This is a genomic window from Pseudomonadota bacterium (assembly GCA_039196715.1).
In the GTDB taxonomy this organism is placed as follows: domain Bacteria; phylum Pseudomonadota; class Gammaproteobacteria; order CALCKW01; family CALCKW01; genus CALCKW01.
Genome location: JBCCUP010000071.1, coordinates 1 through 22943, shown reverse-complemented (window position 1 = coordinate 22943; position 22943 = coordinate 1). Strand labels below are relative to the sequence as shown.

23 protein-coding genes and 1 pseudogene are annotated in these 22943 nt (G+C 67.3%); 12 read left to right on the top strand and 12 right to left on the bottom strand.

What is annotated here, in order from left to right; all coding sequences use genetic code 11:
• Window positions 1-138, top strand: a 138-nt coding sequence (locus AAGA11_18585) for an IS110 family transposase (protein MEM9604878.1), incomplete at its 5' end; no start/stop codon positions are given.
• 412 nt (window positions 139-550) lie between these two features.
• On the opposite strand, the gene AAGA11_18580 is transcribed toward AAGA11_18585, so the two are convergent.
• The 4 genes from AAGA11_18580 to AAGA11_18565 form a co-directional block, all read right to left on the bottom strand.
• Complete coding sequence (locus AAGA11_18580) at window positions 551-1504, bottom strand: MBL fold metallo-hydrolase (protein MEM9604877.1); 954 nt, start codon at window positions 1502-1504, stop codon at window positions 551-553.
• 135 nt (window positions 1505-1639) lie between these two features.
• Window positions 1640-2650, bottom strand: a complete 1011-nt coding sequence (locus AAGA11_18575) for a quinone oxidoreductase (protein MEM9604876.1) — start codon at window positions 2648-2650, stop codon at window positions 1640-1642.
• Between the two features lie 22 nt (window positions 2651-2672).
• Window positions 2673-2996 (bottom strand): DUF1330 domain-containing protein, encoded by a 324-nt coding sequence (locus AAGA11_18570; GenBank protein MEM9604875.1) that lies wholly within the window; start codon window positions 2994-2996, stop codon window positions 2673-2675.
• Window positions 2972-3760, bottom strand: coding sequence for a hypothetical protein (locus tag AAGA11_18565; GenBank protein ID MEM9604874.1), 789 nt, complete (start codon window positions 3758-3760; stop codon window positions 2972-2974). Before AAGA11_18565 ends, AAGA11_18570 begins: the two co-directional genes overlap by 25 nt.
• Window positions 3761-3772: 12 nt before the next feature.
• Here AAGA11_18565 and AAGA11_18560 point away from each other — a divergent pair.
• Together AAGA11_18560 and AAGA11_18555 are read left to right on the top strand one after the other, a co-directional pair.
• A pseudogene (locus tag AAGA11_18560) lies at window positions 3773-3868 on the top strand (winged helix-turn-helix domain-containing protein).
• Window positions 3869-3889: 21 nt separating this feature from the next.
• Window positions 3890-4195 carry an Lrp/AsnC ligand binding domain-containing protein gene (locus AAGA11_18555; GenBank protein MEM9604873.1) on the top strand — a complete coding sequence of 102 codons (306 nt, stop codon included), beginning with the start codon at window positions 3890-3892 and terminating at the stop codon, window positions 4193-4195.
• A 13-nt stretch (window positions 4196-4208) separates the two neighbouring features.
• Here AAGA11_18555 and AAGA11_18550 read toward each other — a convergent pair whose 3' ends face one another.
• On the bottom strand, window positions 4209-5735 hold the full coding sequence (locus tag AAGA11_18550) for a multicopper oxidase domain-containing protein (GenBank protein MEM9604872.1): 1527 nt from the start codon (window positions 5733-5735) through the stop codon (window positions 4209-4211).
• Between the two features lie 162 nt (window positions 5736-5897).
• Between AAGA11_18550 and AAGA11_18545 the strand changes: the two genes are divergently transcribed.
• From AAGA11_18545 to AAGA11_18530, 4 genes are all read left to right on the top strand, one after another.
• Window positions 5898-6437: a LuxR C-terminal-related transcriptional regulator gene (locus tag AAGA11_18545; protein MEM9604871.1), complete on the top strand. Its 540-nt coding sequence runs from the start codon at window positions 5898-5900 to the stop codon at window positions 6435-6437.
• Window positions 6438-6495: 58 nt separating this feature from the next.
• Window positions 6496-6804, top strand: coding sequence for a DUF2470 domain-containing protein (locus tag AAGA11_18540; GenBank protein ID MEM9604870.1), 309 nt, complete (start codon window positions 6496-6498; stop codon window positions 6802-6804).
• A 182-nt stretch (window positions 6805-6986) separates the two neighbouring features.
• On the top strand, window positions 6987-8372 hold the full coding sequence (locus tag AAGA11_18535; GenBank protein ID MEM9604869.1) for an MmgE/PrpD family protein: 1386 nt from the start codon (window positions 6987-6989) through the stop codon (window positions 8370-8372).
• A gap of 4 nt (window positions 8373-8376) precedes the next feature.
• Window positions 8377-9342 carry a D-2-hydroxyacid dehydrogenase gene (locus tag AAGA11_18530; GenBank protein ID MEM9604868.1) on the top strand — a complete coding sequence of 322 codons (966 nt, stop codon included), beginning with the start codon at window positions 8377-8379 and terminating at the stop codon, window positions 9340-9342.
• A gap of 16 nt (window positions 9343-9358) precedes the next feature.
• Here AAGA11_18530 and AAGA11_18525 read toward each other — a convergent pair whose 3' ends face one another.
• From AAGA11_18525 to AAGA11_18495, 7 genes are all read right to left on the bottom strand, one after another.
• A complete protein-coding gene (locus AAGA11_18525) occupies window positions 9359-10630 on the bottom strand; it encodes an aminotransferase class III-fold pyridoxal phosphate-dependent enzyme (GenBank protein MEM9604867.1) in 1272 nt (423 codons plus the stop codon).
• A 15-nt stretch (window positions 10631-10645) separates the two neighbouring features.
• Window positions 10646-11749, bottom strand: coding sequence for a mandelate racemase/muconate lactonizing enzyme family protein (locus AAGA11_18520; GenBank protein ID MEM9604866.1), 1104 nt, complete (start codon window positions 11747-11749; stop codon window positions 10646-10648).
• 10 nt (window positions 11750-11759) lie between these two features.
• A complete protein-coding gene (locus AAGA11_18515) occupies window positions 11760-12866 on the bottom strand; it encodes an enolase C-terminal domain-like protein (protein ID MEM9604865.1) in 1107 nt (368 codons plus the stop codon).
• A complete protein-coding gene (locus tag AAGA11_18510; protein ID MEM9604864.1) occupies window positions 12863-13969 on the bottom strand; it encodes a mandelate racemase/muconate lactonizing enzyme family protein in 1107 nt (368 codons plus the stop codon). The genes AAGA11_18515 and AAGA11_18510 overlap by 4 nt, the downstream gene beginning before the upstream one ends.
• A complete protein-coding gene (locus AAGA11_18505; protein ID MEM9604863.1) occupies window positions 13966-14664 on the bottom strand; it encodes a dimethylsulfonioproprionate lyase family protein in 699 nt (232 codons plus the stop codon). Before AAGA11_18505 ends, AAGA11_18510 begins: the two co-directional genes overlap by 4 nt.
• Before the next feature lie 649 nt (window positions 14665-15313).
• Entirely contained in the window at window positions 15314-16396 is a 1083-nt protein-coding gene (locus tag AAGA11_18500; protein ID MEM9604862.1) for an alcohol dehydrogenase family protein, read from the bottom strand.
• Window positions 16393-18843, bottom strand: a complete 2451-nt coding sequence (locus tag AAGA11_18495) for an FAD-dependent oxidoreductase (GenBank protein MEM9604861.1) — start codon at window positions 18841-18843, stop codon at window positions 16393-16395. The genes AAGA11_18500 and AAGA11_18495 overlap by 4 nt, the downstream gene beginning before the upstream one ends.
• Window positions 18844-18907: 64 nt before the next feature.
• Between AAGA11_18495 and AAGA11_18490 the strand changes: the two genes are divergently transcribed.
• The 5 genes from AAGA11_18490 to AAGA11_18470 are packed head-to-tail and all read left to right on the top strand — an operon-like array spanning window position 18908 to window position 22858.
• On the top strand, window positions 18908-19795 hold the full coding sequence (locus tag AAGA11_18490; GenBank protein ID MEM9604860.1) for a MurR/RpiR family transcriptional regulator: 888 nt from the start codon (window positions 18908-18910) through the stop codon (window positions 19793-19795).
• Window positions 19792-20877 carry an aromatic ring-hydroxylating dioxygenase subunit alpha gene (locus AAGA11_18485; GenBank protein MEM9604859.1) on the top strand — a complete coding sequence of 362 codons (1086 nt, stop codon included), beginning with the start codon at window positions 19792-19794 and terminating at the stop codon, window positions 20875-20877. The genes AAGA11_18490 and AAGA11_18485 overlap by 4 nt, the downstream gene beginning before the upstream one ends.
• Window positions 20864-21301, top strand: coding sequence for a GFA family protein (locus tag AAGA11_18480; protein MEM9604858.1), 438 nt, complete (start codon window positions 20864-20866; stop codon window positions 21299-21301). The genes AAGA11_18485 and AAGA11_18480 overlap by 14 nt, the downstream gene beginning before the upstream one ends.
• A gap of 2 nt (window positions 21302-21303) precedes the next feature.
• Window positions 21304-22125: a hypothetical protein gene (locus AAGA11_18475; GenBank protein MEM9604857.1), complete on the top strand. Its 822-nt coding sequence runs from the start codon at window positions 21304-21306 to the stop codon at window positions 22123-22125.
• The gene (locus tag AAGA11_18470) at window positions 22118-22858 is read left to right on the top strand and encodes a sulfotransferase family protein (GenBank protein MEM9604856.1); all 741 of its coding nucleotides are present in this window, start codon (window positions 22118-22120) and stop codon (window positions 22856-22858) included. The genes AAGA11_18475 and AAGA11_18470 overlap by 8 nt, the downstream gene beginning before the upstream one ends.
• Window positions 22859-22943: the final 85 nt, after the last annotated feature.

Here is a 22943-nt window from a genome sequence, read left to right as displayed (position 1 = left end):
TACGAGCGTTACCTGGCCCGTGGCTTCGAGCGCACCCAGGCCTTGGTGATCCTGGCGAGGAAGATCGCCAGGGTCGCGGTCAGCCTGCTGAAAACGGGCAGAGACTACGACCAGGCACTGTTGTTCGGCTCAGCGTAGAAAACACACAGAAAACGCTTGCTACGCACCATAGAATCTCCCACACGTGGCCTCTGAGCCTGTGGGAGCTCGGTCGTGGCGTAGCTACACCGAGCGATGGGAATGGACGGCGGCTTCGCGTTTAACGCCAGGCTTATTCGCCGAGTCTGGCTGCGCCAGGACGCGGCTCCCACGGCTGGCCTCTGAGCCTGTGGGAGCTTGGTCGTGGCGTAGCCACACCGAGCGATTGGAATGGACGGCGGCTTCGTGGTTAGCGCCGGGTTCATTCGCCGTGTCTGGCTTCGCCAGGACACGGCTCCCACAGTTGGCCCGGGATCGTGTGCGAGCTTGGTCGTGGCGTAGCCACAGCGGGCGATCGGGAAGTGCTTGCCCCGAACGCGCGCCGTGACTGGGCGCGCGCTCGGGCAGCGCCTTACAGCATGAGCTGGTAGGACACCGGGGTGTAGTGGAAGCGGTCGTCAGGTCGCGCCTCGACGTAGCCGATGCCCGGGAAAGGCATGTGGTAGCCGACGAAGGGGATCTTCTCGGCGGCCAACATGCCGAACAGGGCCTTGCGCGTCGCAGCGGCTGCGGCCTTGTCACGGTCAAACTTCACTTCCCAGTCGGGGAAGCCGACCGACCACAGGTAGTGGTTGGCCGCGTCAGCGATCAGCACGAGTTGCTCGCCACCCGACTCGAGTCGGTAGGCCATGTGGCCAGGTGTGTGGCCGAAGGTGGCGTGCGCGGTGATACCCGACACCACCGTGTCTTCCGCACCGAGGAAAGTCATGTTCTCCGCGAGCGGGCGAACCAGCTTGTCAAAGCGCTCGTTGCCCATCTGCGCCCAGGCATCGAATTCGACCTGACCGGTGACGTAGCGGGCGTTCGGGAAGGTCGGGCTGCCGTCGGCGGTGAGCAGGCCGCCGATGTGGTCACCGTGCATGTGGGTCAGGACGACGATGGTGACGTCCTCGGGCGCAATGCCGGCGGCGGCGAGTGGCGCGGTGATGCTGTCGGCGTTGAGGCCCGTATCGAACAGCACGGTGTCGGACCCGGCTTGCACCACGGTGGGTGTGAAGAAGAACTGCGCGGCGTCGACCGGCAGGAAGTGGGCACTGCTGACGGATTCGAAGGTCTCGGCGTCGACGTTCATGCCGAAGATGTTCTGCGGCGACTCGACGGTGCGGGTGCCCGCAAGCAAGGTGGAGACATTGAATTCACCCAACGCGAAGCTGTGCTTGATGGCGTTGGGCTGGGCGGCGGCGTGGCCGCCAGCGTGCGCGGTGGTGGCGGCGAGGCCTGCGGCCAGCGGGCCCAGGGCGGCGGTGGCCTTGAGCAGGGTGCGGCGCCGAAGCGCAGGGTCAGCGTGTTCAGGGTTCTGCGGCATGAGATCTCCTCCTGAGAGAGCGTCTTTGCGGGTGAGCAACACATCGTTGACGTGCATCCCATGCCGACACCTGAAACCGCCGTTGGTTCCAAGCGGCTCGTGGCCAGGCTGACAACGCCGGGCTCCGCGAATAACCTATAATGCAGGCGCGTCACCCGTTTCAGAATATCTTGGCGGCAACAACACAATGGCGCCACCGCCTTCGCCGGACTCCAGCAACGCGTGTGCACGCCATGCTTCGTGCAGGGCGAAAGGCATGGCGACGGGTGTCGCGAGCACGCCGTGTTGCAGAGCGTGCAGCGCGGCATCGGCCATGGTTTGATAACGCTCGGTATCAGCCATGTAGTGGAACAGGATAGGCCGCGACACGGTGAGCGATTTGCTTGCCAGCGTTGGCATGTCGATCGGATCAACCGGTCCGGAACTCTGCCCGAAATTCACCAGGTGGCCGCAGGGCTTGAGCACCGCGAGCGAGCTCGCGAAGGTGTCGGCACCGACCGAGTCGAAGACCACGTCCACGCCCGCACCGTCGGTGATGTCCGCCACGGCTTCAATCACATCGACGTCGCGATACAACACCGTGTGTGCGCACCCGGCTTGCCGGGCCCGCTCGGCCTTCGCGGCTGAACCCACGGTGCCAATCACGCGAGCACCGACGTGCGCCGCCCATTGACACAGCAAACGCCCGACACCGCCAGCGGCCGCGTGCACCAGCACCGTGTGCGCTGCCTGGACCTGGCAGACGCGCTGTACCAACATATCCACAGTCATCGCGCGCAGCAGGTTGCTCGCCGCTTGCACATCCGACACACCGTCGTCCAGGCGAACCGCGAGGGGCTCGGCCAACACGCGGTGCGAGGTGTAGGCGCCGTAGTGTGGCGTGACATAGGCGATGCGATCACCGGCCGCAAACCGCGTCACCGCGTCGCCGACCGCGTCGACCACACCCACCGCTTCGCACCCCGGGATACCGGGCAGCGCCAGCGTCTTGTACAAGCCCGATCGCACGTACACATCGTGATAGTTGACGCCGATCGCCGTCTGCCGAACGCGCAGCTCACCAGGTCCCGGCGTCGGGACATCCACGGCTTCGCACACCAGCGCCTTGGCGCCACCGTACTCTCGCACCACAATCGCCTCTGGCATGACGCACCCTCCTGTGCACGGTTTATGACAGCTTCGGATCCGGGTCTTCGGTGTTGCTCCCGCCCACTTGCACCAGCAGGTGGTGCAGGGTCGAGGCGGCCTCGCGAAACACCTTGGCCTGCTGGTACCCCGGGTCGTTGTACCACGCCTCGATGTCCGCCTGACTCGGAAACTCGAGCAACACCAGGCGACCACGGTACACCTCGCCCTCGACACACTCGACCGGCTCGCCGCGGGTCAGAAAACGCCCGCCGTGTTGCCTGACCAGCGGCGGTGTGCGGTCGGTGTATTGGCGGTAGGTGTCAGGGTCGGTGATGGTCATCATCGAAACAACGTAGGCCGGCATGGCAGCGTCCTCGTCAGCAAGCGAAGGCAGTCAGGCTCGGCACGCGGCGTTGGCAAGCGTTCGCAGGCCTGGGCGTCGGCGACATCCGACGGCGGTACGCCGGTCGCACGCGCGGTCTCGAGGATCGACAGGATGGTGTCGTACAAACCGTCGATCCGGCGCGGCGATTCGGCGCGCGTGACCTCAGAGAGGACTGCTGTCGACGCCCCCATCATACCGCCCGCGTTGACGACGTGGTCCAGCACGTAGACAAGCCCGCGCGCGGCCAGCGCCGCGCCGTGGCGGGGTTCGGCGAGCTGGTTGTTGGCGAGGCCACACACGCCACGCACGGCGCGTTCGGGCACCGTCCGGTCGGAGATCACGCCGCCGAGGGCACAGGGCACGAAGAGGTCTGCCGGGTGTGCGTGGATGGCCTCGGCGCAACCGCTGTCGCGCCGAAGCGCGATGGCATCCCGCGCCGCCGTCTCGCGCACGTCGGCGAACACCGGTTCGGCACCGTCGTTGAGCAGCTGGCACGCGAGGTCGCCACCGGTCTGGCCGAGGCTGTGCACGGCGACGCGACGGCCGCGCAGCTCGTCGCTGCCCCAGACGTGCCAGGCCAGGGCGCGCAGGCTGGCGAAGCCACCGCGCGGGGTGAAGAACGGCGGCTTGAAACCCGGCTCGCAGGCCGTGGCACGCGCGGACACGTCGTCGCAGCCCTCGGCGAGCGCGCCGGCGTCCCCCGGCCCGACGCCGACCTCGATGGCGATCCAGTCACGCTCCACCGCACCGACCGCAAGATCATCGCGACCGTGCAGGCCGACGCGCGCATCTCCGACGCCGAGCTGGCAGACCGCGTGGGTCTCTCGCCCACACCCTGCAGCCGGCGGGTCAAACGGCTGGAAGACGGCGGTGTGAACACCGGCAACGGCGCCCGCGTCGACCGGGCTGCGCTTGGCAACGGGGTCACGGTGCTGATCACGGTGTGCGTGTCGCAACCGACACCCGAGGCGATCTCGGCGTTTGGCGAGGCGGTGCAGGCGGCAGCGGAAATCACCCAGTGCCCGCTCGTGACCGGCAACCTCGACTGCATCCTGACCGTGCGCACGCGGGATGTGGACGCGTTGCGCGAGTGGGTGCTGACCGAGCTCAAGCGGATTCCGGCGGTCACCGAAACCGCGACAATGCTGGTGCTCGACACGGTCACATCGGTGGCGTGAGCGTCACGCCACATCAGGTCACCGTGAACTGCCCCATCATGCCGCGGTCCTCGTGCTCGAGAATGTGGCAGTGGTACATGTACGGGTGCGCCTCGCTCGCTTCGTAGTCGAAGCGCACGACGAACTCGGTCCAGCCGTCGTCGTCCAGCACCGCCGTGTCCTTCCAGCCGCGCTGGTCCACCGGCGCTGCCTCGCCCTCGATCTTATCGATCAGAAACGAGCAGCCGTGCACGTGGAACGGGTGGACGCCCTGGTTCGAGAGCACGCGCCAACGCTCCCATTCGCCCTTGTTGACCCGCTCGTTGATCACGCTCATGTCCATGACCGCGCCGTTGATGGTCATGTCCATCTTGACGTGCTCGCCGTGTTCGGTGTGCGCCATGCCGCCGTCGTGGTCCATGTCGAGGATGAAGTCACGGGTGCGCACGATCTCGGACGCCTTGGGCTCCGCGATCGTGACCAGTTGCTGCGGCATCGGCGCCCGGTGGGGTGTCAGGTCCGGGTTCGGGGCCAGGGTGAGCGCGGGCGGCGGCAGGGTTTTCTCAGACGAATTGAAGAGGTTCATGATGCCGCTCAGGATGCCCTCGCCCTCCTCGTCCCACTCGTCCTCGAACAGCGTCAGGAGGCCCGCCGGCATGCCGTCGGAGAGGTCGACGAGGATTTCGCAGCGTTCGCCCGGCGACATTTCCATGGTCGTCAGCGGCACAGGCGCAGCCATGAGCCCGCCGTCGGTTGCGATCTTGTGGAAGGTCCGGTTGTCGGCGAAGGTGACGATGTAAAAACGCGCGTTCGCGCCGTTGAGCAGGCGCAGGCGGACCAGACCCGCCGGCACCTCGGCCTCGGGTGACACCGCGCCATTGATCACCACGGTTTCACCCAACCAGCCGTCTTCGCCGGCGTCGTTGAGCGAATACACCAGCCGCCCCTCGGCGTCGAAAGTGCGGTCCTGGATGATCACCGGCAGGTCGTCGACGCCGTAGCGGCTCGGCAGGTCGAGGCCATCGGACTCGTCGTCGTCGATGATGATCATGCCGGCCAGTCCGCGGTAGACCTGGCTGCCCGTGCTGCCGTGGGTGTGCGAGTGGTACCAGCAGGTCGCGGCCGGTTGGACAATCTCGAGTGTCGGGTGCCAGACCTCGCCCGGCGCCATGGCAAGCTGCGGCCCGCCGTCAACGTCGCCCGGCACGTGCAGTCCGTGGCCGTGCACCGCGACGGCCTCGGCGAGGTCGTTCTGGTAGCGCAGGTGCAGCGGAGAGCCGCGCCGCGCGCGCAGCGTGGGGCCAAGGTAGCGCTGCGAGAAACCGAGCGTCGGCGTCTCGACGCCAGGCAGAAACGACCAGGTGCTCTCTTTGATGAGCAAGTCGAGCGGGTCGCCGCCGCTGCCGTCTGCGAGTGTCGGAATCGGCAGGCGCGTCGGCACCGTCTGCGCACGCAGTGCGGGCACCAGGCCGGCGCCGAGGAGGGTCGAACCGGCTGTGAGAAAGCGGCGGCGGGAGAGCGTCGGGGCCATGGTCGTGATCTCGCGGGGTCGGTTGGACATTGCAGCACAGCTTTGGTTAGGGTGACCGCACCGTCCATCGAGCCAATGGTCGATGAGCGCGGCGACGGCGCTGGGTGCGTCGGGCATGCGCCGTGGGGCACATGTCCGATAGTCCCTACTGCGTTGATCGCTAGACTCTTTGTCCCCACCTGCTGACCGCCGATGGACCAGATACCTTACAAGGAAACCGTCTTTGCCCTGTTCGTGTTGATCGTGTTCGGCACCAGCGCCGTCGAGATCGCTTCGGAATTCTCCGACGGTGAGACCTGGCGTGCCATGGGCGACGACCTCGCTCGTTTCGCGCTGAGCGGCGTCGTGTTGGCACTGTTCATCGCCAGCCACCTGTCGCAGCGCAAGGCACTGAGCGAGTTGCGTGGGCAGCTCTCCAAGGCCCGGGGGCAGCTCGCGCAGATCGACGCCAAATCGCAAAACCTCGCCAGCCAGTACCGTGGCGTCATGCAGAAACAGTTTGACGCGTGGCATCTGACCGCGAGCGAGCAGGACGTGGTCATCGGCCTGCTCAAGGGCTTGTCGTTCCGCGAGATCGCCGAGCTGCGCGAGACGCGCGAGAAAACGGTGCGCCAGCAGGCCTCGAGCGTGTACAAGAAAGCCGGGGTGTCGAGCCGCAACGAACTGGCGGCCTGGTTCTTCGAAGACATGCTCGACCCGCCCGCGGTGGCCGAGCCGGGATCGCCGACGTGACGAACGCGACGCGCCGATGCCGTACACTGGCCGACCCGTGCAGCGCGAGACAACACCGATGAATGTGACGCCGGAAGACATGAAGCGCATCGTCGATCACATGAACGAGGACCACGCCGACGCCCTGGTGCTGTACGCGCACGCCTACGCCGCGCGCCCCGACGTGACTGAAGCCACGATGCTCGGCCTGACACCCACCACGATCGAGTTGGGCCTGTCGGGCGACACCACGCTGTCCGTGCCGCTGACCCGGCCAATCGACACGGCACACGACGCCCACCGGGTGTTGGTCGACATGGCGATCGAGGGCCGAAAAGTCCTGGCGGATGCCGCGCCCCACGCTGCCGGCGACGCCGAACCGTCCTGAACTGCGCCGGACCAGCGGACTCCGACACCGGGCGAAATCGCATCCGGTACAGGCCGAACCGGCATTCAGGTGCTCGCTAGCGGCACGAAAACGCCGCGGTCGCCCGCCCGGCCGGGCCCGTTCGCGAGGCCGCCCGCTGCGCGTATGATGCCAGGGCCACACGCTACGCTGACGGGGCACCCGTGACCGCCATTCCGACCCCAAGCGACACCTTCGAGCGGGTCGCCACCTTCAGCCTGCGTCGCCCGACCGACGCCTTCCCCGACGCGGTGCTCGAGGCCGCGGCACTGATGTGCCTGGACACCCTCGGCATCACGATCGGCGCGGGCCCGATGGACGCTGGCCGCATCGCGCGCGACGCGACTGTTGCGCTGTATGGCACAGACCGACGCGAGACCAGTGCGCGCATGCTGTTCGACGGGCGACGCGTGAGCCTCGCCGGTGCGGGTTACGCTGCCGCGACGCAAACCGACAACCTCGACGGCCACGACGGCTACAACCCGACGAAGGGGCACATCGGCGTGGTCGTCGCACCGGCGCTCGCGGTGCTGTCCGAGACGCTCGAAGACATCCCCGGCCGCGACGCGCTCGCCGCGCTCACGGTCGGCTACGAAGTCGCCGGACGCGCCGGCATCAGCCTGCACAACACGGTCAGCGACTACCACACCTCCGGGGCCTGGAACGCGCTCGGGGTGGTGGCACTGGCGGCGCGGCTGCGTGGGCTCGACGACGGCACGCTGCGCGAGGCGCTCGGCATCGCCGAGTACCACGGACCGCGTAGCCAGATGATGCGCGAAATCGCCAACCCCACCATGCTGCACGACGGCTCGGGCTGGGGCGCGCTGGCCGGGCTCTCGTCGGTGGTACTGGCCGAAGGGGGGTTTACCGGCGCCCCCGCGATCACGGTCGAGGCGCCGGCGGTGGCGCCCTACTGGCAGGACCTCGGCGACTTCTGGCACATGCAGCACCAGTACGTGAAGCCCTACCCGATCTGCCGTTGGGCGCACGCGGCGATCGACGCCACACGCGCCCTGATGCGCGAGCACAACCTTGTCGCAGACCAGATCCAGGCAATCGAGGTCAACACCTTCGAGGAAGCCGCGTGCCTTTTCCAGGGCATGCCGGACGACACCTCGAAGGCGCAGTACTCGTTGCCGTTTGCCGTCGCCACCGTGGCCGCGTATGGCCACATCGGCGTCGAGCACATCACCGGCAGCGGCTTGTCCGACCCCCGTGTTGCGGACATTCTCGGGCGCATCTCGGTGCGCGAGGCGGCCCACCACAGCGCCCGCTTCCCGGTCAGCCGCTTCGCCGACGTCGTGATCACCACCGCCGACGGCCAGCAGCTCGCCTCGGGCGACGTGCACGCCCGCGGCGGCCCGGAGCACCCGATGGACCGCAACGAGGTGATCGAGAAGTTCATGGCCTTTGCCTCGCCGTCGATCGGCGCCGCGCGCGCGGCGGCGATCCGGGACGCGACACTCGGGCTCACACGCGAGGGCGCGCGTCTCAGCGACTTGACGGCGCTGCTGTTCGACCCACCCACTCAAGCCCACAACGGAGTCTGACGCCATGACACGCCCGGTCACCCTGGTCCACACCGATTCCGCCGCACCGGCCCTGTCGGTGCTGTCCGCGCAGCACCCCGACCTCGAGGTGCACACCTGCGACGACCACACCGCGCTGCCGGGCCTGCTCGACACCCTGCAACCCGAGGTGGTCTACAGCGTGCGCTTCAACGGCGGGGTGCCGTTTCCGCGGGACGCCTTGCTGAACGCGCCGAACCTCAGGTGGGTCGCGGTCGGCGGCTCGGGCACCGACCACCTCACACCCTGGGACCCGGCGCGGCTCACGGTGACCAACGCGGCCGGCGTCGCGGCCGACATGATGGCGGAATACGCGCTCGGGGCGATGTTGCATTTCTCGCTCAAGGTGCCGACCTTTCAGGCGGCCAAGGCCGAACGTCGCTGGCTGAACGGCACGGTCGAACCCATCGCCGGCAAGACCGTGCTGATCGTCGGCCTCGGCCACACCGGGGTGGCCGTCGCACGGCGCGCGAAGGCGCTCGGGCTCACCACCCTCGGCACCCGCGCCCGGCCGCAGGACACCCCACACGTTGACGAAGTCCACAGCCCGGCCGAGTTGCCGAACCTGTGGTCGCGCGCGGATTTCATTGTGGTGTGCGTGCCGTTGCTCGACGCAACACGCGGGCTGCTGGACCAGGCGGCGTTCGACGCCATGCGGCCGACCGCCGTGGTCGTGGACGTGTCGCGCGGCGGTGTGATCGCACCGGACGCGGTGCTCGGCGCCCTGAAAAATCACCGCATCCGTGGAGCCGCATTGGATGTGTTCGCCACCGAACCGCTGCCCGCCGACGATCCGCTCTGGGACTGCGACAACCTGCTGATCACCCCGCACTGCTCGTCGGTCTTTGACGACTGGTACCTGCGCTCGGCGGAATTGTTTTCGAGCAACCTGACCCGGTACCGCAGCGGCGAGCCGCTGTTCAACGTTGTGGACCCAGTGCGGGGGTATTGACCCTGAGTTTGCGCGGTCAGCCGGCGATGTGCGCTGCTGCCGCCTCGAACGCCGCGCGCGTCTGCTCAAGGTCGGCGTCGGTCACGGCGAGCGAGGGGTAGAGTTTGCCGGGCGACTTGAAGATGCCGCCGGCGCGCAGGTGGGCGTTCCAGGTGTCGTTGACCGACGGGTCGCGGTGCCGGGCCGTGCGGTAGTCGACGCAGGCGGCGTCGGTGAAGTAGACGTCGAAGAGCGTCGGGTCGCCGCTGAGTTGGTGCGCGATGCCAGCCTCGCCGAGCACGGCGGTGTGCATGTCCATGAGCTGCTGGCCGATCGCGCGCAGGCGGTCGTACTGGCCCGGCCGCCGCAGAATTTCCATGGTCTTGAGCCCCGCCACCGAGGCGACCGGGTTGCCCGACAAGGTGCCGAGCTGCATCAGCCAGTTGCCCTGCCCGACCACCGCCTTGTCGAAGTGCGCCATGATCTCGCGGCTCGCGCCGAGCGCGGCGAGCGGGAAGCCACCGCCGATGATCTTGCCGAGCGTGCAGATGTCCGGCGTGACACCGTAGCGCTCCTGCGCACCGCCGTAGTCGAGTCGGAAACCGGTGACGATTTCGTCGAAGATCAGCAGCACGCCGTGCTTGGTCGCGAGCTCGCGCAACCCTTTGAGGAAACCCGGCTGCGCAAGGATGATCCGCTGCAGTGGCTCGGCGATGATCGCAGCGATGTCGTCGTGTTCGCCGAGCAGGGAATCGACCGCGTCGAGGTCGTTGAACGGCGCGATCAGCATCTGGTCGGCGACGCCCTGCGGGATGCCCGCGCTGTCCGGCACCGCGCGCGGGAAGTTGACGTTCTCGGTCGGTGCGAGGCTCATCTGAGCCTCGGCGCTCATGCCGTGGTAACCGCCTTCGAACTTCAGGATCTTGTTGCGCCCGGTGTAGGCGCGCGCGAGGCGGATCGCGTACATGTCGGCCTCGCCACCCGAGGCGACGAAGCGCACCTGCTCGCAGCACGGCACCGCCCTGCAGATCTCGTCGGCGAGTTCGATGCCGCTGGGGTTGTTGGCGAAGAAGGTCATGCCCTTGGGCAGTTGTTCGAGCACCGCCTCCATCACTTCCGGGTCGCCGTGGCCGAGCAGCATCGGCCCGGAGCCGATCAGGTAGTCGATGTACTCGGTGCCGTCGGCGTCCCACACGTGCGAGCCCTGCCCGTGGGTGATGATGACACTCGGGTCGAAGTTGCCGAAGCCACCGGCCGGCAACACTTCACGGGCATAGTCGTGCCACTCGGACTGGGTGCGGATTTTCACGAATGTCGGCTCCGGTTAGCTGAGAATGACGTCGGGGTCGCCGAGTGCACCGGCGTCGACAGTGATACCCAAGCCCGGCCCCTCGGGCGGGCGGATGCGGCCGTTGGTGCGGACCGGTGCCGTCGGCGCGAGCCGCGGTGCAACGTAGCCTGAGAGGTCACAGGTGTTGAGCACCCGCGCCGGCGGGGTGCTGGCTGCGAGGTGCAGCAGCGCCGCGGTGGTGATGTCCGAGCCCCAGGTGTCCTCGACACACATCTTCGCACCGAGGTGCAAACACAGGTCGCGCGCGCGCCGCGTCGCGCTGACGCCGCCGAATTTGCTGAGCTTCAACGCCACGGCGTCCATGCAGCCCTGTGCGTGCCCGGCCAGCAAGCTGCGTGTGTCGTGCGCATTTTCGTCGAGCTTCATGGGCAAGCCGGTCGCAGCGCGCACACGCGCGCAGTCTTCGATTTCGGCACAGGGCTGCTCGAGCATGATGTCGAGGTGCGCGACCGCGCGGCCGACGCGCGTCGCATCGAGCGAGGTTGCTCCGCAGTTCCAGTCGCCGTAGACGAGCGGCCCCACACCCACTGCGTCGCGCACGGCGCTCAGGCGCTCGACGTCGGTCGTCCAATCGCCTGAGGCGCCGAGCTTGACCTGAAACTGGGTCATGCCGGCGTCCTGCGCCTCGCGCGCCATGCGCGCCATCTCCTCGGCCGCAACGCAGGTGATCGAGTGGTAGAGCGGCATGTCCTCGCTGTGGCGCCCGCCGAGCAGCGCATACAGCGGCAGCCCGGCGACCTGGCCGGTGATGTCCCAGAGCGCCATGTCGAGCGCCGATTTGGCGTAGCGGTGGTCGTGCAGGTAGGCGTCGGCCTTCGCCATCACGGCGTCGACGCCGACCGGGTCGGCACCGATCAGCACCGGCACCAGCTCGTTCAGGGCCGGCGCCACGCCGCCGGCGTAGGCTGGCAGGTAGTGCGGGATCGGACAGACCTCACCCCAACCGGACACGCCGGCGTCCGTGTCGACCCGCAGCACCACGGTGTCGACGGTGTCGCAGGTCTTGCCGTCGGCCATGTAGTAGGCCGCGTGGCTGGTCAGGGGCACGTGCCAGAGCGAAAGCCGGGTGATCTTCATGGCCGAGTTCTCAGCGGTAAACGGCAACGGGGTCGCCGAGCGCGTCTTCGTCCGGGTGCACGCCGAGGCCCGGGGCCTCGGGCAGGTGCAGGTGGCCGTCGCGGTTGCGCGGACCCCGCCCGCCGGCAATGTCCACCGTCAGCATGTCCTGACAGGCCCAGACCGCGTGGCAGTTGTCGTCGGGAATGGTTGCGGCGAGGTGGAGCGCCTCGGTGTCGGCGAGCACTGACCCGCCGGTCGCCATGACGAACAGGTCGATACCGTGGGCGAGTGCCACGTCGCGCATACGCGCTGCCTTGGTCAGGCCGCCAACGCGGTTGAGTTTGATGCCGAAGATTTCGGCAAGCCCGTCGCGTGCGATGCGCGCCGCGTCCTGCAGGGTCACCAGGCTCTCGTCGACCGACACCGGGCTCGCGTGTTTCGGTGCGATGGCGGCGATGTCGTCGAGGGTCTCGCCAGGTTGCTCGAACATCACGTTGAGGTCTTCGCAGGCCGACATCACGCGCAGGGCCTGCTGGCGCGTCCACCCGCGGTTGACGTCGTAGAGGACGATCTCACCGGGCTTGCGCATCGATTCGACGTCGCGCACCCGGGCGATGTCGCGCTCGACGTCGCCCCCGATCTTGACCGAGTGCGCAATGTAGCCGCGTGCGCGGTAGCGCTCGATAACCTCGCGCGTCTCCTCGACGGTTTTGGCGCCGACTGACGACGCGATCGGCCGCGGCGTGCGCGAACCGCCGCCCATGAGGTCGGCGATCGGCAGCCCCGCAGCCTGCCCGGCGATGTCCCAACAGGCCATGTCGATCGGGCTCTTGGCGTACAGGTGCCCCGGCAGGGCCAGGTCCATCGCACGCTCGACATCGAGCAGTTTGCGCGGGTCGAGGCCGAGCACGAAGGCCGCCATCGTCTCGATGCCGGCGCGGATCCCCGGGCCGTGCGCGGGCACGTAGGTGTGGCCCCAGGGGGTCCCCTCGCCCCAGCCGGTCACACCGGCGTCGGTCTCGACCTTGACCAGCGTGGCGTCGAGGGTTTCGAACTTGAGCCGGCCGCCCGAGAGCCAGTACGGGTACTCGAGTGGCAGGTTGACGTGGTAGACGCTGATGCGCGTGATGTTCATGGTTCGTAGCTCGCGACCGGGTCGCCCAGGCTGTCGAAGTCCGGCGTCACCCCGAGACCGGGCGCATCCGGCGCGTAGAGCTTGCCGTCTGCCGTGGTGGCGCCGCCGATGCCGGTCGACCGCGTGTTGTAGTGCATGAGGTCGGTGGTGTTCTGCAGGTACTCTGTCGGTGTCGAGGCGGCAAAATGTGCCACAACGCTCGAAGTGATCTCGCCACCCCACGTGTCCTCAGACACCACCGGGATGCGGTTCTCGACCAGGAAGTCGCGCACGCGCCGCGCCTTGCTCAAGCCGCCAAGGTTGGAGATCTTCAGGCAGCAGATCTCGGCGCCGCGGTCGGCGACGATGCGCTGCGCCGCGCGCAGGCCGGTGACACACTCGTCGAGTTTCATCGGTTGCTCGGCCACGCGGCGCACCTGCTGGCACTCCTCATAGGTGCGACACGGCTGCTCGAGGATGAAATCGAGGTCGCGTGTTGCACGCGCGACGCGGATCGCGTTGTCCACACGCCAGCCCTGGTTGGCGTCGGCCATGGCTTTCTCGCCCGGCTCAAGCATGCCAACCCCGGCACGAATGCGATCGACGTCGCTGGCCCAGTCGCCGCCCACCTTGATCTGGAACTGGCGGTAGCCGTTCGTGCGGTGGCGCTGCATTTCGGCCAGCGTCTCGTCGGTGGCCTTCTGCGGCGCCACGCGGTACATCGACGCACCGTCGGTGAGCTTGCCACCGAGCAGCATCCACACGGGCTGATCAGCCGCTTGCCCGAGCAGGTCCCAACAGGCGGCGTCGAACGGCGCCTTGGCGTAACCGTGGCCCTGGACCGTGTGGTCGAGCAACTGTTCGACGCGTGCGACCTGGCGAGGGTCCTCACCGAGCAGCCGCGGCGCGACCAACCGCGCCAGCGCTTCGACGCCTTCGGAGTGGGCAACCATGTAGTTCTCGCCGCAGGGCGTGAACTCGCCGCAGCCTTGCAAGCCCGCGTCCGTGTCGATGACCACAACGGACGCGATCGCGGTTTCGATCGCGTTGCCCGCGCCCCACATGTAGGCGCCGCCGACGTAGGGCAAGTGGGTCTTGAAAACGCGGATGCGCGTGATCTTCATGCGGCACTCGACATCGTGGCGTTCTCCCCGAGGCCCGCCCCGCGCCAGAGCACGAAGGTCAGGAGGCCAGGACCGTCTGCGGGGACGGTCATGGCGTGGGGTTGATTGCCGGTGTGAATCTGGTGCTCGCCCACCGCGCAGCGAGACGAACCGCTCTCGATGTGGAAGTCCGCGGCGCCAGCGAGCACGTAGTAACACTCCTCGGCCGGGTGTGCATGCCAAGGGTAATGCAGGCTCGGTCCCCAGTAGCCGATGTAGGCGCGCGTCGTCTGGTCTTCGAAATGCCCGGTCGGGCCGAGCAACTCGAAGTAACCGTAACGGGCGAGAAAGTCGGCGCCAACTTCAGCCTCGGTGTAGGTCCGCCGCCATTCGATAGTGTCCGCAGCGGCCAGGGTGGCGTCGATGACGTCCTGGTGTAGTTGTGGGAGCGCGGGCTCGGCGACAGCCGACCCGGGCGATCGGTTCCGTGCACGGTCTTGATGCTCCGGAGGGGATCGCCCGATCTCGCTTTGCGAGGATCGCGCTCCCACGAAGAGATCGTGCAGGTGGACCACGGTGGGGACAGACACCGGGTCCTTGTGTACAGGCATCGGCGTGTCGGGCCACGGCGCGAAGTCACGCAACGCTGGGGTGGCCGCCACCAGCGCGCCGCAAGCCGCGTACACGCGTTCGAGCACAGTCACGACTGCGCCCATGAAAGAGACACAAGCCCGCCACCGCACCCCGGCGGGAGCGCGGGCTCGGCGGCAGCCGACCCGGGCGACCGGCGCGGGGCACGGTCTTGATGCCCACTGGAGATTCGCCCGATCTCGCTTTGCCTGCGCGGCCCGGCGAGGCATCGCGCTCCCACGAAGAGATCACGGCGGCCGACCTGTGGGAGTGCGGGCTCGGTGGCAGCCGACCCGGGCGAAAGGCGCCGGGCACGGTCTTGATGCTCTCGGGAGATTCGCCCGATCTCGCTTTGCCTGCGCGGCCCGGCGAGGCATCGCGCTCCCACGTTGAGAGCGTGAAGGCCGACCTGTGGGAGTGCGGGCTCGGCGGCAGCCGACCCGGGCGAACGGTACGGGGCACGGTCTTGGTACTCTCGAGAGATTCGCCCGATCTCGCTTTGCGAGGATCGCGCTCCCACGAGGAGATCGTGGTGGCGGTTCTGTGGGCGCGCGGGCTCGGCGGCAGCCGACCCGGGCGACCGGCGCGGGGCACGGTCTTTATGTCCTCCGGAGATTCGCCCGATCTCGCTTTGCCTGCGCGGCCCGGCGAGGCATCGCGCTCCCACGGGGAGATCGTGGCAATGCGCGAGCGCGCCGCGCGCGCAGACGCCCGGGGATCGGTGCCGCGTTGCGCTCACACGGTCACCACGATGTTGCCGGTGTGCGCCTTGGCGATGAACGCGGTTTGTGCTTCGCGCAGCTCGGCGAGCGGGTAACTCGCGGCGAGCGCGGGTTGGATCTCCCCGGCTTCGATGTACCGCACCAGGCGTTGGGTCACGACGGGGTCGATGACGGTCGAGCCGGTGAACGTCAGGTCGCGCAAGTAGAAAGTGCGCAGGTCAAATTCCACCATCGGGCCCGCGATCGCGCCCGAGCAGGTGTAGCGCCCGCCGCGCTCAAGCACGTCAATCAGTGTCATCCAATACGGGCCGCCGACCACGTCGGCCACCACGGTGACGGTCTCGTCGCCGAGCACGGCCCGGAGGTTTTCGGGCGCACGCGGCAGGATGCGGTCGGGGCCGAGCTTGGCAACGTCTGTGTGTTTCGCCTCGGAGGCGAGCGCGATCACCCGCGCGCCGCGCCGCTTGGCGAGCTGAACCAGCGCGCCACCGACGCCGCCCGACGCCCCGGGCACCAGCACAGTGTCAGCGTCGGTCACGTTGGCGCGGGTCAGCATGCCTTCGGCGGTGGAATACGAGCAGGAGAAGGTCGCCAGCTCGGCGTCGCTGAGGGGCGAATTCACCGGGACCGCGTTGGTGGCCGGGATCGTCGTGTACTCGGCAAAGCCGCCGTCGCGCTCGGACCCGAAGTAGCCGGTCTTGTTTTTGTTGTCGGGGTCGGCGGGGTCGCGCAGCCAGTTGTCGGTGATGACGCGCTCGCCGACCCGCGCCGCGTCCACACCCTCGCCCACTGCGACGATCTCACCGCACACGTCAGCCCCCTGAATGCGCGGGAAGGTGATTGGCGCCCCGCCCCAGGTCGGGTCGTCCTCACCCACCTCCTCGAATGCGCCGCCGGTCGTGGCGTCGGTCACGGTTTTGGAGTACCAGCCCGAGCGCGTGTTGACGTCGGTGTTGTTCAAACCGCAGGCACGGACCCGGATCAGCACCTCACCCGCGGCGGGCTCGGGCCGCGGCCAGTCGGTGTGCAACACCATCTGATCCACGTCACCGTGGCCCATTGTGACCATGGCGGTCATCGTTTCCGGCAAGCTCATGCGGCATCCTCTGCGTCGGTACGGGGTCGGTCGCTCGCCGGATCATACGCCGGTTCGCCCAACACCTGCGCGTTGCGCGGTGTGCCGTGAATGACGACCTCGAGCGCGGTGCCGGGCGCCGCCGCCGCCGGTTTGACGTAGGCAAAGGCCAGCACCTTGTCGACGGTCGGGCCGTAGGCCACCGACGCGGTCGAGCCGACTACCTCGCCGTCGAGCAGCACCGCCTCACCGCCGTGCCCGTCGATCTCGCCGTCCGCGTCGATGCCGAGGTACACGCAGACCCAGGGCATCTCGGTGTTGAAGGTCTTGTCCGAGCCGACGAAGGTTTTGTCCTGGCGCGCAAAGCGCAGCACGTCGGCCTCGGCGAGGGTCACCTCGTTGGTCAGTTCACCCGCGCCCTTGAAGCCTTTCTCCAGGCGCATGACGTTCATCGCGAAGCTGCCGTAGTCGCGGATGCCATGGGCTTCACCGGCCTGCCAGAGCGCGGTGTAGACGTCGACACAAGCCTCGAACGGCAGGTGGAACTCCCAGCCGAGCTCGCCCGCGTAGGACATGCGAAAGGCCCAGATGCGGTGGCCGGCCACGGTGATCTCCTGCGCCGACAGCCAGCGGAAAGACGCGTTGTCGAGCGCGGCGTCGGTGCAGGCCGCCAGTACGTCGCGGGCCCGCGGGCCGTTCAGGGCCAGCGCGGCCCAGCTCGCCGAGCGCGCGGTGATGCTGACGTCCTCGTCCACGCGGTGCAGGGCCAGGTGGTCGAGCAGCCGCTGCTCGAAGAAGGCCGCACAGACGAGGTAGAAGCGGTCTTCGGCGAGGCGCACGACCGTCACCTCAATCTCGATACGGCCGCGGCGGTTCAGGAGGTGGGTCAGCGTGATCGACCCAACCTTTTGCGGCATGCGGTTGCCGGCCAGGCGGTCGAGCAACGCGTAGGCGTCCGGCCCACTGACCTCGACCTTGGTGAACGCGGTTATGTCCATGAGGCCGACCGATTCGCGCACGGCGGCCACCTCCGCGTGCACCAGGGTGTCAGTGGGCGAGCGGCGGAAGCTGTCGTGGTCGCACTGCTCGACGCCGTCGCGCGCGAACCAGCGCGGGCGCTCGAAGCCGTAGACCTCCTCGAACACCGCACCCTTGGCTTTGAGCGTGTCGTAAAGCGGCGACGGCTTGACCGGCCGACCGGCCAGGCGGTTGAGGTGCGGAAACGGGATCTCGTGCCGCAGGCAGTAGTCTTCTTTTGCCTTGATGATCTGCCAGTCCTTGGTCGCGTAGCTGCCGAAGCGGCGCGGGTCGTAGTCGCGCATGGAGATGGCGGCGGCGCCGTGCACCATCCAGCGCGCCAGTTCGCGCGTGAGGCCCGGGCCCCAGCCGATGCCGATTTGCGTGCCGCAGCAGCACCAGTAGTTGCGCACGCCCGGCGCCGGCCCGATCAGCGGGTTGCCGTCCGGCGGGTGGCTGATCGCACCGTGCACCTCGCGCGTGATGCCGAGTTCAGCGAACACCGGCATGCGGTTCAGGCTCTCCTCGAGCCACGGCATGACGCGGTCGTAGTCGGCGTCGAAGAGTTCGTGCTCGGCTTCCCAGGGGCAGTGGTCTTCCCACACGGTGTTGGGGTTGGCTTTCTCGTAGATGCCGATCAGGCCCCGCTTCTGCTCCATGCGGATGTAGCCCGACACCTTGCGGTCGTCGCGGATCACCGGCAGCTCTTTCGGCAGGTCGCGAAACTCCGGCACTTCCTCGGTCACGAAGTAGTGGTGGGTCATCGAGGTCATCGGCAACTGCAGGCCCGACCACTCGCCCATCTGGCGTGCATAGGTGCCGCCCGCGTTCACCACGTGCTCGCAGCGGATCGTGCCCTTCTCCGTCTCGACCACCCACTCGCCGTTCGGCGCCTGCGTGATGTTCGTCGCCCGGCACTGCCGGATGATGCGGGCGCCCTTGGCACGCGCGCCGGCCGCCATCGCCATGGTGACGTTGGTCGGGTCGACGTGCCCGTCGAGCGGTGTGTGCAGCGCGCCGAGCACGCCGTCGAGGTTGTAGAAAGGGTGCAGCTCGGCCACACGGTCCGGTTTGACCAGCTCGATCTCGAAGCCGAGCGAGCGCCCAACCGAGAGCGTGTGGCGCAACCAGTCCATCTCGTCTTGCGTGTAGGCGAGGCGGAACGAGCCGCAGCCGTGCCAGGTGCAGGCCTGACCGGTCTCCGCCTCGAGCGCACCGCTGTAGAGCCCGATGTTGTATTCCACGCACTTGCCCAGGCTGAAGGACGAGGTGGAATGGGTGATCTGCCCGGCGGCGTGCCAGGTCGAGCCCGAGGTCAGCTCGGCCTTCTCGAGCAGCACGGTGTCGGGGCCCCAGCCCTCGTGGGCGAGGTGGTAGGCGAGACCAACGCCCATGACCCCGCCGCCGACGATGACGACACAGGCCTGGCTCGGAAATTCGGGTGCGGACACGGCACGTTCCCACGCTGAAAAAGGGTCTCGACAAGTTAGTTTGACAAATGTACCTTTGTCAATCATGAATGACACAAACGTATCAAGCGCCGTCCTCGACCGGCTCGTCGAGGAGTTCGGCGAGCTGACACCAGAGGCCCAGAAAGCCGCCAAGTACGTGCTCGACAACCCGCGCGATGTGGGTGTGTCGACCGTGCGCGAGATCGCTGAAGCGGCGAGCGTCAAGCCGAACACCTTCGTGCGCATGGCCCGCCAGGTCGGCTTCGACGGCTACGAGGAGTTTCGCCAACCGTTTCGCGAGGCGATCCGACAGGGCGAAGTCACCTTCCCCGACCGCGCCCGCTTCCTCCAGGCGATCAGCAAGTCCGGGCAGATGGGCGAGGTCTACGCCGACATGGTGCAGTCTGCCTTGGCGAACATCGAAGAGACCTTCGCCGGCATCTCGGCCGACGCACTCACCGACGCGGCCAAAGCGATCTGGACCTCGCGCAACGTGTTCACGCTCGGGGTGGGTGTCAACAACGCCAACGCGCGCAACTTCACCTACCTCGCCTCGACCGGCATGGTGCAGTTTCACACGATCCCGCGCGCCGGCTCTGCCGCCACCGACGACCTCGCCTGGTCCGACGCACGCGATGCACTGATCGCGATCACCTGCGCACCCTACCGCCGCGAGGTGCTCGAGGCTGTGACCGTCGCACGGGAGCAGGGCGTGACCGTGATCGGCATCACGGACAGCCGTGCGAGCCCGTTGTATCAAGACGCCGACCACGGTTTCGTGGTGGCTGCCGACACCCCGCAGTTTTTTCCGTCGTCCGTGAGCACGCTGGCGCTACTTGAAACGCTATTGTCTTTTGTCATTGCCGAAGCCGGTGACGAGATCGTGGAACGCGTTGACGCCTTCCACGCGCGCCGCCATGCGATCGGCCTCTACAGCGAGACACCGTCATGACCGAACCGCTGAAGTCACTCGACGCGCGCTACTACACGGACCCCGCGGTGTTCGACAACGAGCGCGCGGGTCTGCTTGCGCGCACCTGGCAGTTTGCGTGTCACGCGTCGGATATCGCCGAATTTGGCCAATACACCTGTTTCGAGATCGCAGGGCAAAGCCTGTTTGCCGTGCGCGGTAGAGACGGTGTGGTCCGCGCGTTCTACAACGTGTGCCAGCACCGCGCGCACGAGCTCGTCTCCGGCAGCGGGAAAAAACGGATGCTGGTGTGTCCTTACCACGCGTGGGCGTACGAGCTGACCGGCCAACTGCGCGCCGGCCCCAACCTCAACGCCGTCGAAGGCGTCGACAAGAGCCAGATCTGCCTGACAGCGGTGAGCGTGGAGGAATTCCTGGGCTTCGTCTTCGTCAACCTCGACCCCGACGCCAAACCCATGGACGAGTGGTTCCCGAATGCCCGGCAGGAGCTCGAGGAGTGGGTGCCGAACTGGGCCGAGCTCAAGCCGATCGAGTGGGTCGAAATTCCGGAAAACTGCAACTGGAAAGTCTCGGTGGAGAACTATTCCGAGTGCTACCACTGCAGCCTCAACCACCCGACTTTCGCCAATGGCGTGGTCAAACCCGAGACCTACGACATCCAACCGCAGGGCATGTGTCTGCGCCACACCACCGAGTGCCAGGCGCTGGACAAGATGACCTACGACATCCAGTCCGGTTTCGAGCACCACGACGAGTACTCGAGCTGGTTCCTCTGGCCGATGTTCAGCGCACAGGTCTACCCGGGCAACGTCCTCAACACCTACCACTGGCGCGCAACAGGCCCGAACACGGTGACCGTCTGGCGCGGCTGGTATTCAGTTGGCGGCGAAGACGACGAATCGGTGCGCAAACTCGCCATCCAGGATCGCGAGACCACCGTTGAAGAAGACATCCACCTCGTCGAGTCCGTCCAGCGCGGGTTGCAATCGCGCGGCTACGTGCCGGGACCGCTCGTGGTTGACCCCAACGGCGGCGTGTCGTCGGAGCACCCGGTCATGCACTTGCAACGCTGGATGCGCGAGGCGATCGATGGCGCAGCCTGATCTCGATGCGGTTGGCCGGGCGGGCGGCTGCCTGTGCGGCGCCGTGCGCTTCGCTGTTGCAGGCCCACCGAAATGGACCGCCCTCTGCCACTGTGAGAGTTGCCGCCGCGCCGCCTCCGCGCCGGTGGTGGCCTGGATGGGCTTCGAGGCCGAAGAGGTCTCCTGGCAGGGCGAGCGCCAGTTCTACAACTCCTCCGAGATTGCCCTGCGCAGCTTCTGCCCGCGCTGCGGCAGCCCGATGAGTTTCGAAAGCACCCGCTGGCCCGGCGAAGTGCACCTCTACGGCGCCTCGCTCGACGCGCCCGACACCTTCGTACCGCAGCTGCATTGCCACCGCGGTGAACACCTCGCCTGGCTTTGCATCGACGACTCCCTGCCGAGCTTCGAGGCGACGGCCGAACCCAACACCGGGGAGCGCGACTGACCATGATGCCGACCGAATGGCGACCGGAACACAAACTCTTCCCGCACCAGGTGGGCTTCACCTGCCCGCCCTTCGACTTCGACGCCGCACCGAGCGATTTCCTGCGCATGGCACCGCCGACGGTCGGGGTGCACGGTTGGATGCTGCACGACCCGGACTACAGCCACGGCCTGGACCAGCGCAAGCGCAACTTCGGCATGCTCGACGATTTCGTCCACTGCATGGCGCGCAACGGCGTCGACGTCGCAGGACAAGTGGGGTCGAACTGGGTCCACGCCTGCGGCCTGGGCGTCGAGGGCGTGCGTCAACACTGCGCCGACCTCTCGGACAAACACGGTGTGCGCTTCCACATGGCGGGCTACGCCATGGTCGAAGCGCTGCGCGCGCTCAACATCGAGAAGGTCGCGTTGAACGCCGCCTACCACTGGCCGGAATGGTGGCAGGGCACGGTCGGCTTTCTGACCGAGGCGGGCTTCGACGTGGTCTGGGCCGGCAACTTTCACGACCAGGGCTGGTTCGAGAGCCAGGCTGCGGTCAACGCGAAGCGTTGGGTGTTCAACGGCGACCTCGCCGAGCGGAGTTTTTTATACGTCGCCGAGCAGGCACCCGAAGCCGACGCCTACCTGATCAACGGCATGTGCAACTTCCGCAGCGGTCCGAACGGCCTGCCCGAGCGCCCGTTGCAGCTCACGCCCCGGCTCGAAGCCGCGCTCGGCAAACCGGTGGTTGCGCACGACACTGCGCTCTACTGGGCGCTGTTTCGCGACCTCGGCATCGCCCCAGTCGGTCGGCACGGCACCTTGCTGGAGAGTCTCAGTGAATAAGATCGTTGCCCTCTGGGCGGTACCCCGCTCCACCTCGACCGCGTTTGAGTGGATGATGCGACAGCGCGGCGACCTCGATTGCCTGCACGAGCCCTTCGGCGAAGCCTGGTACCAGGGCGAAGACCCATTTTGGCCACGATTCAAACCCGGCGACAAGATTACACCGGGTTTGACGTTGGAGTCCGTCTGGGCGGATATACAAGCGCGTGCAGAAAGCGGACCTGTCTTCCTCAAAGACTTCCCCCACTACATCAACCACCTGTGGACGCCGGACTTTCTCGCACACTTCACCCACGCGTTTCTGATCCGCGACCCGGCGAAGACGATTTCGTCGATGTACAACAAGTGGCCCGATTTCGACGAGGCCGAGGTCGGCTTCCCCGAGCAGCGCGCACTGTTCGACCTGCTCTGGGCGTTGAACGGCGAGCCGCCGCCGGTGATCGACAGCGATGATGTGCTGGAAAATCCCGAGGCCATGGTGTCGGCCTTTTGCGATGCCGTGGGCATTCCGTTCATCCCAGAGGCCTTGAGTTGGGAACCCGGCGGTGACCCGTCCGAGCACAGCTGGTGGGACGGGGGCTCCTTTCACCACAACCTCGCAAATTCCACGGGGCTGACACCGCAGGTGCGGAAATACGTAGAGGTGGCGGACGCGCCCGATCGCGTTCGGCGCGTGCACCGGCGGATGCGACCGCACTACGATCGTCTACACGCCAATCGAATCACCGCGTGACCGCCAACCTCCGACTGACCGGGACAGCACCATGACCGATATCCAACCCTACTGGCAGAACCACATCGACGGCGCCTGGGTCGAC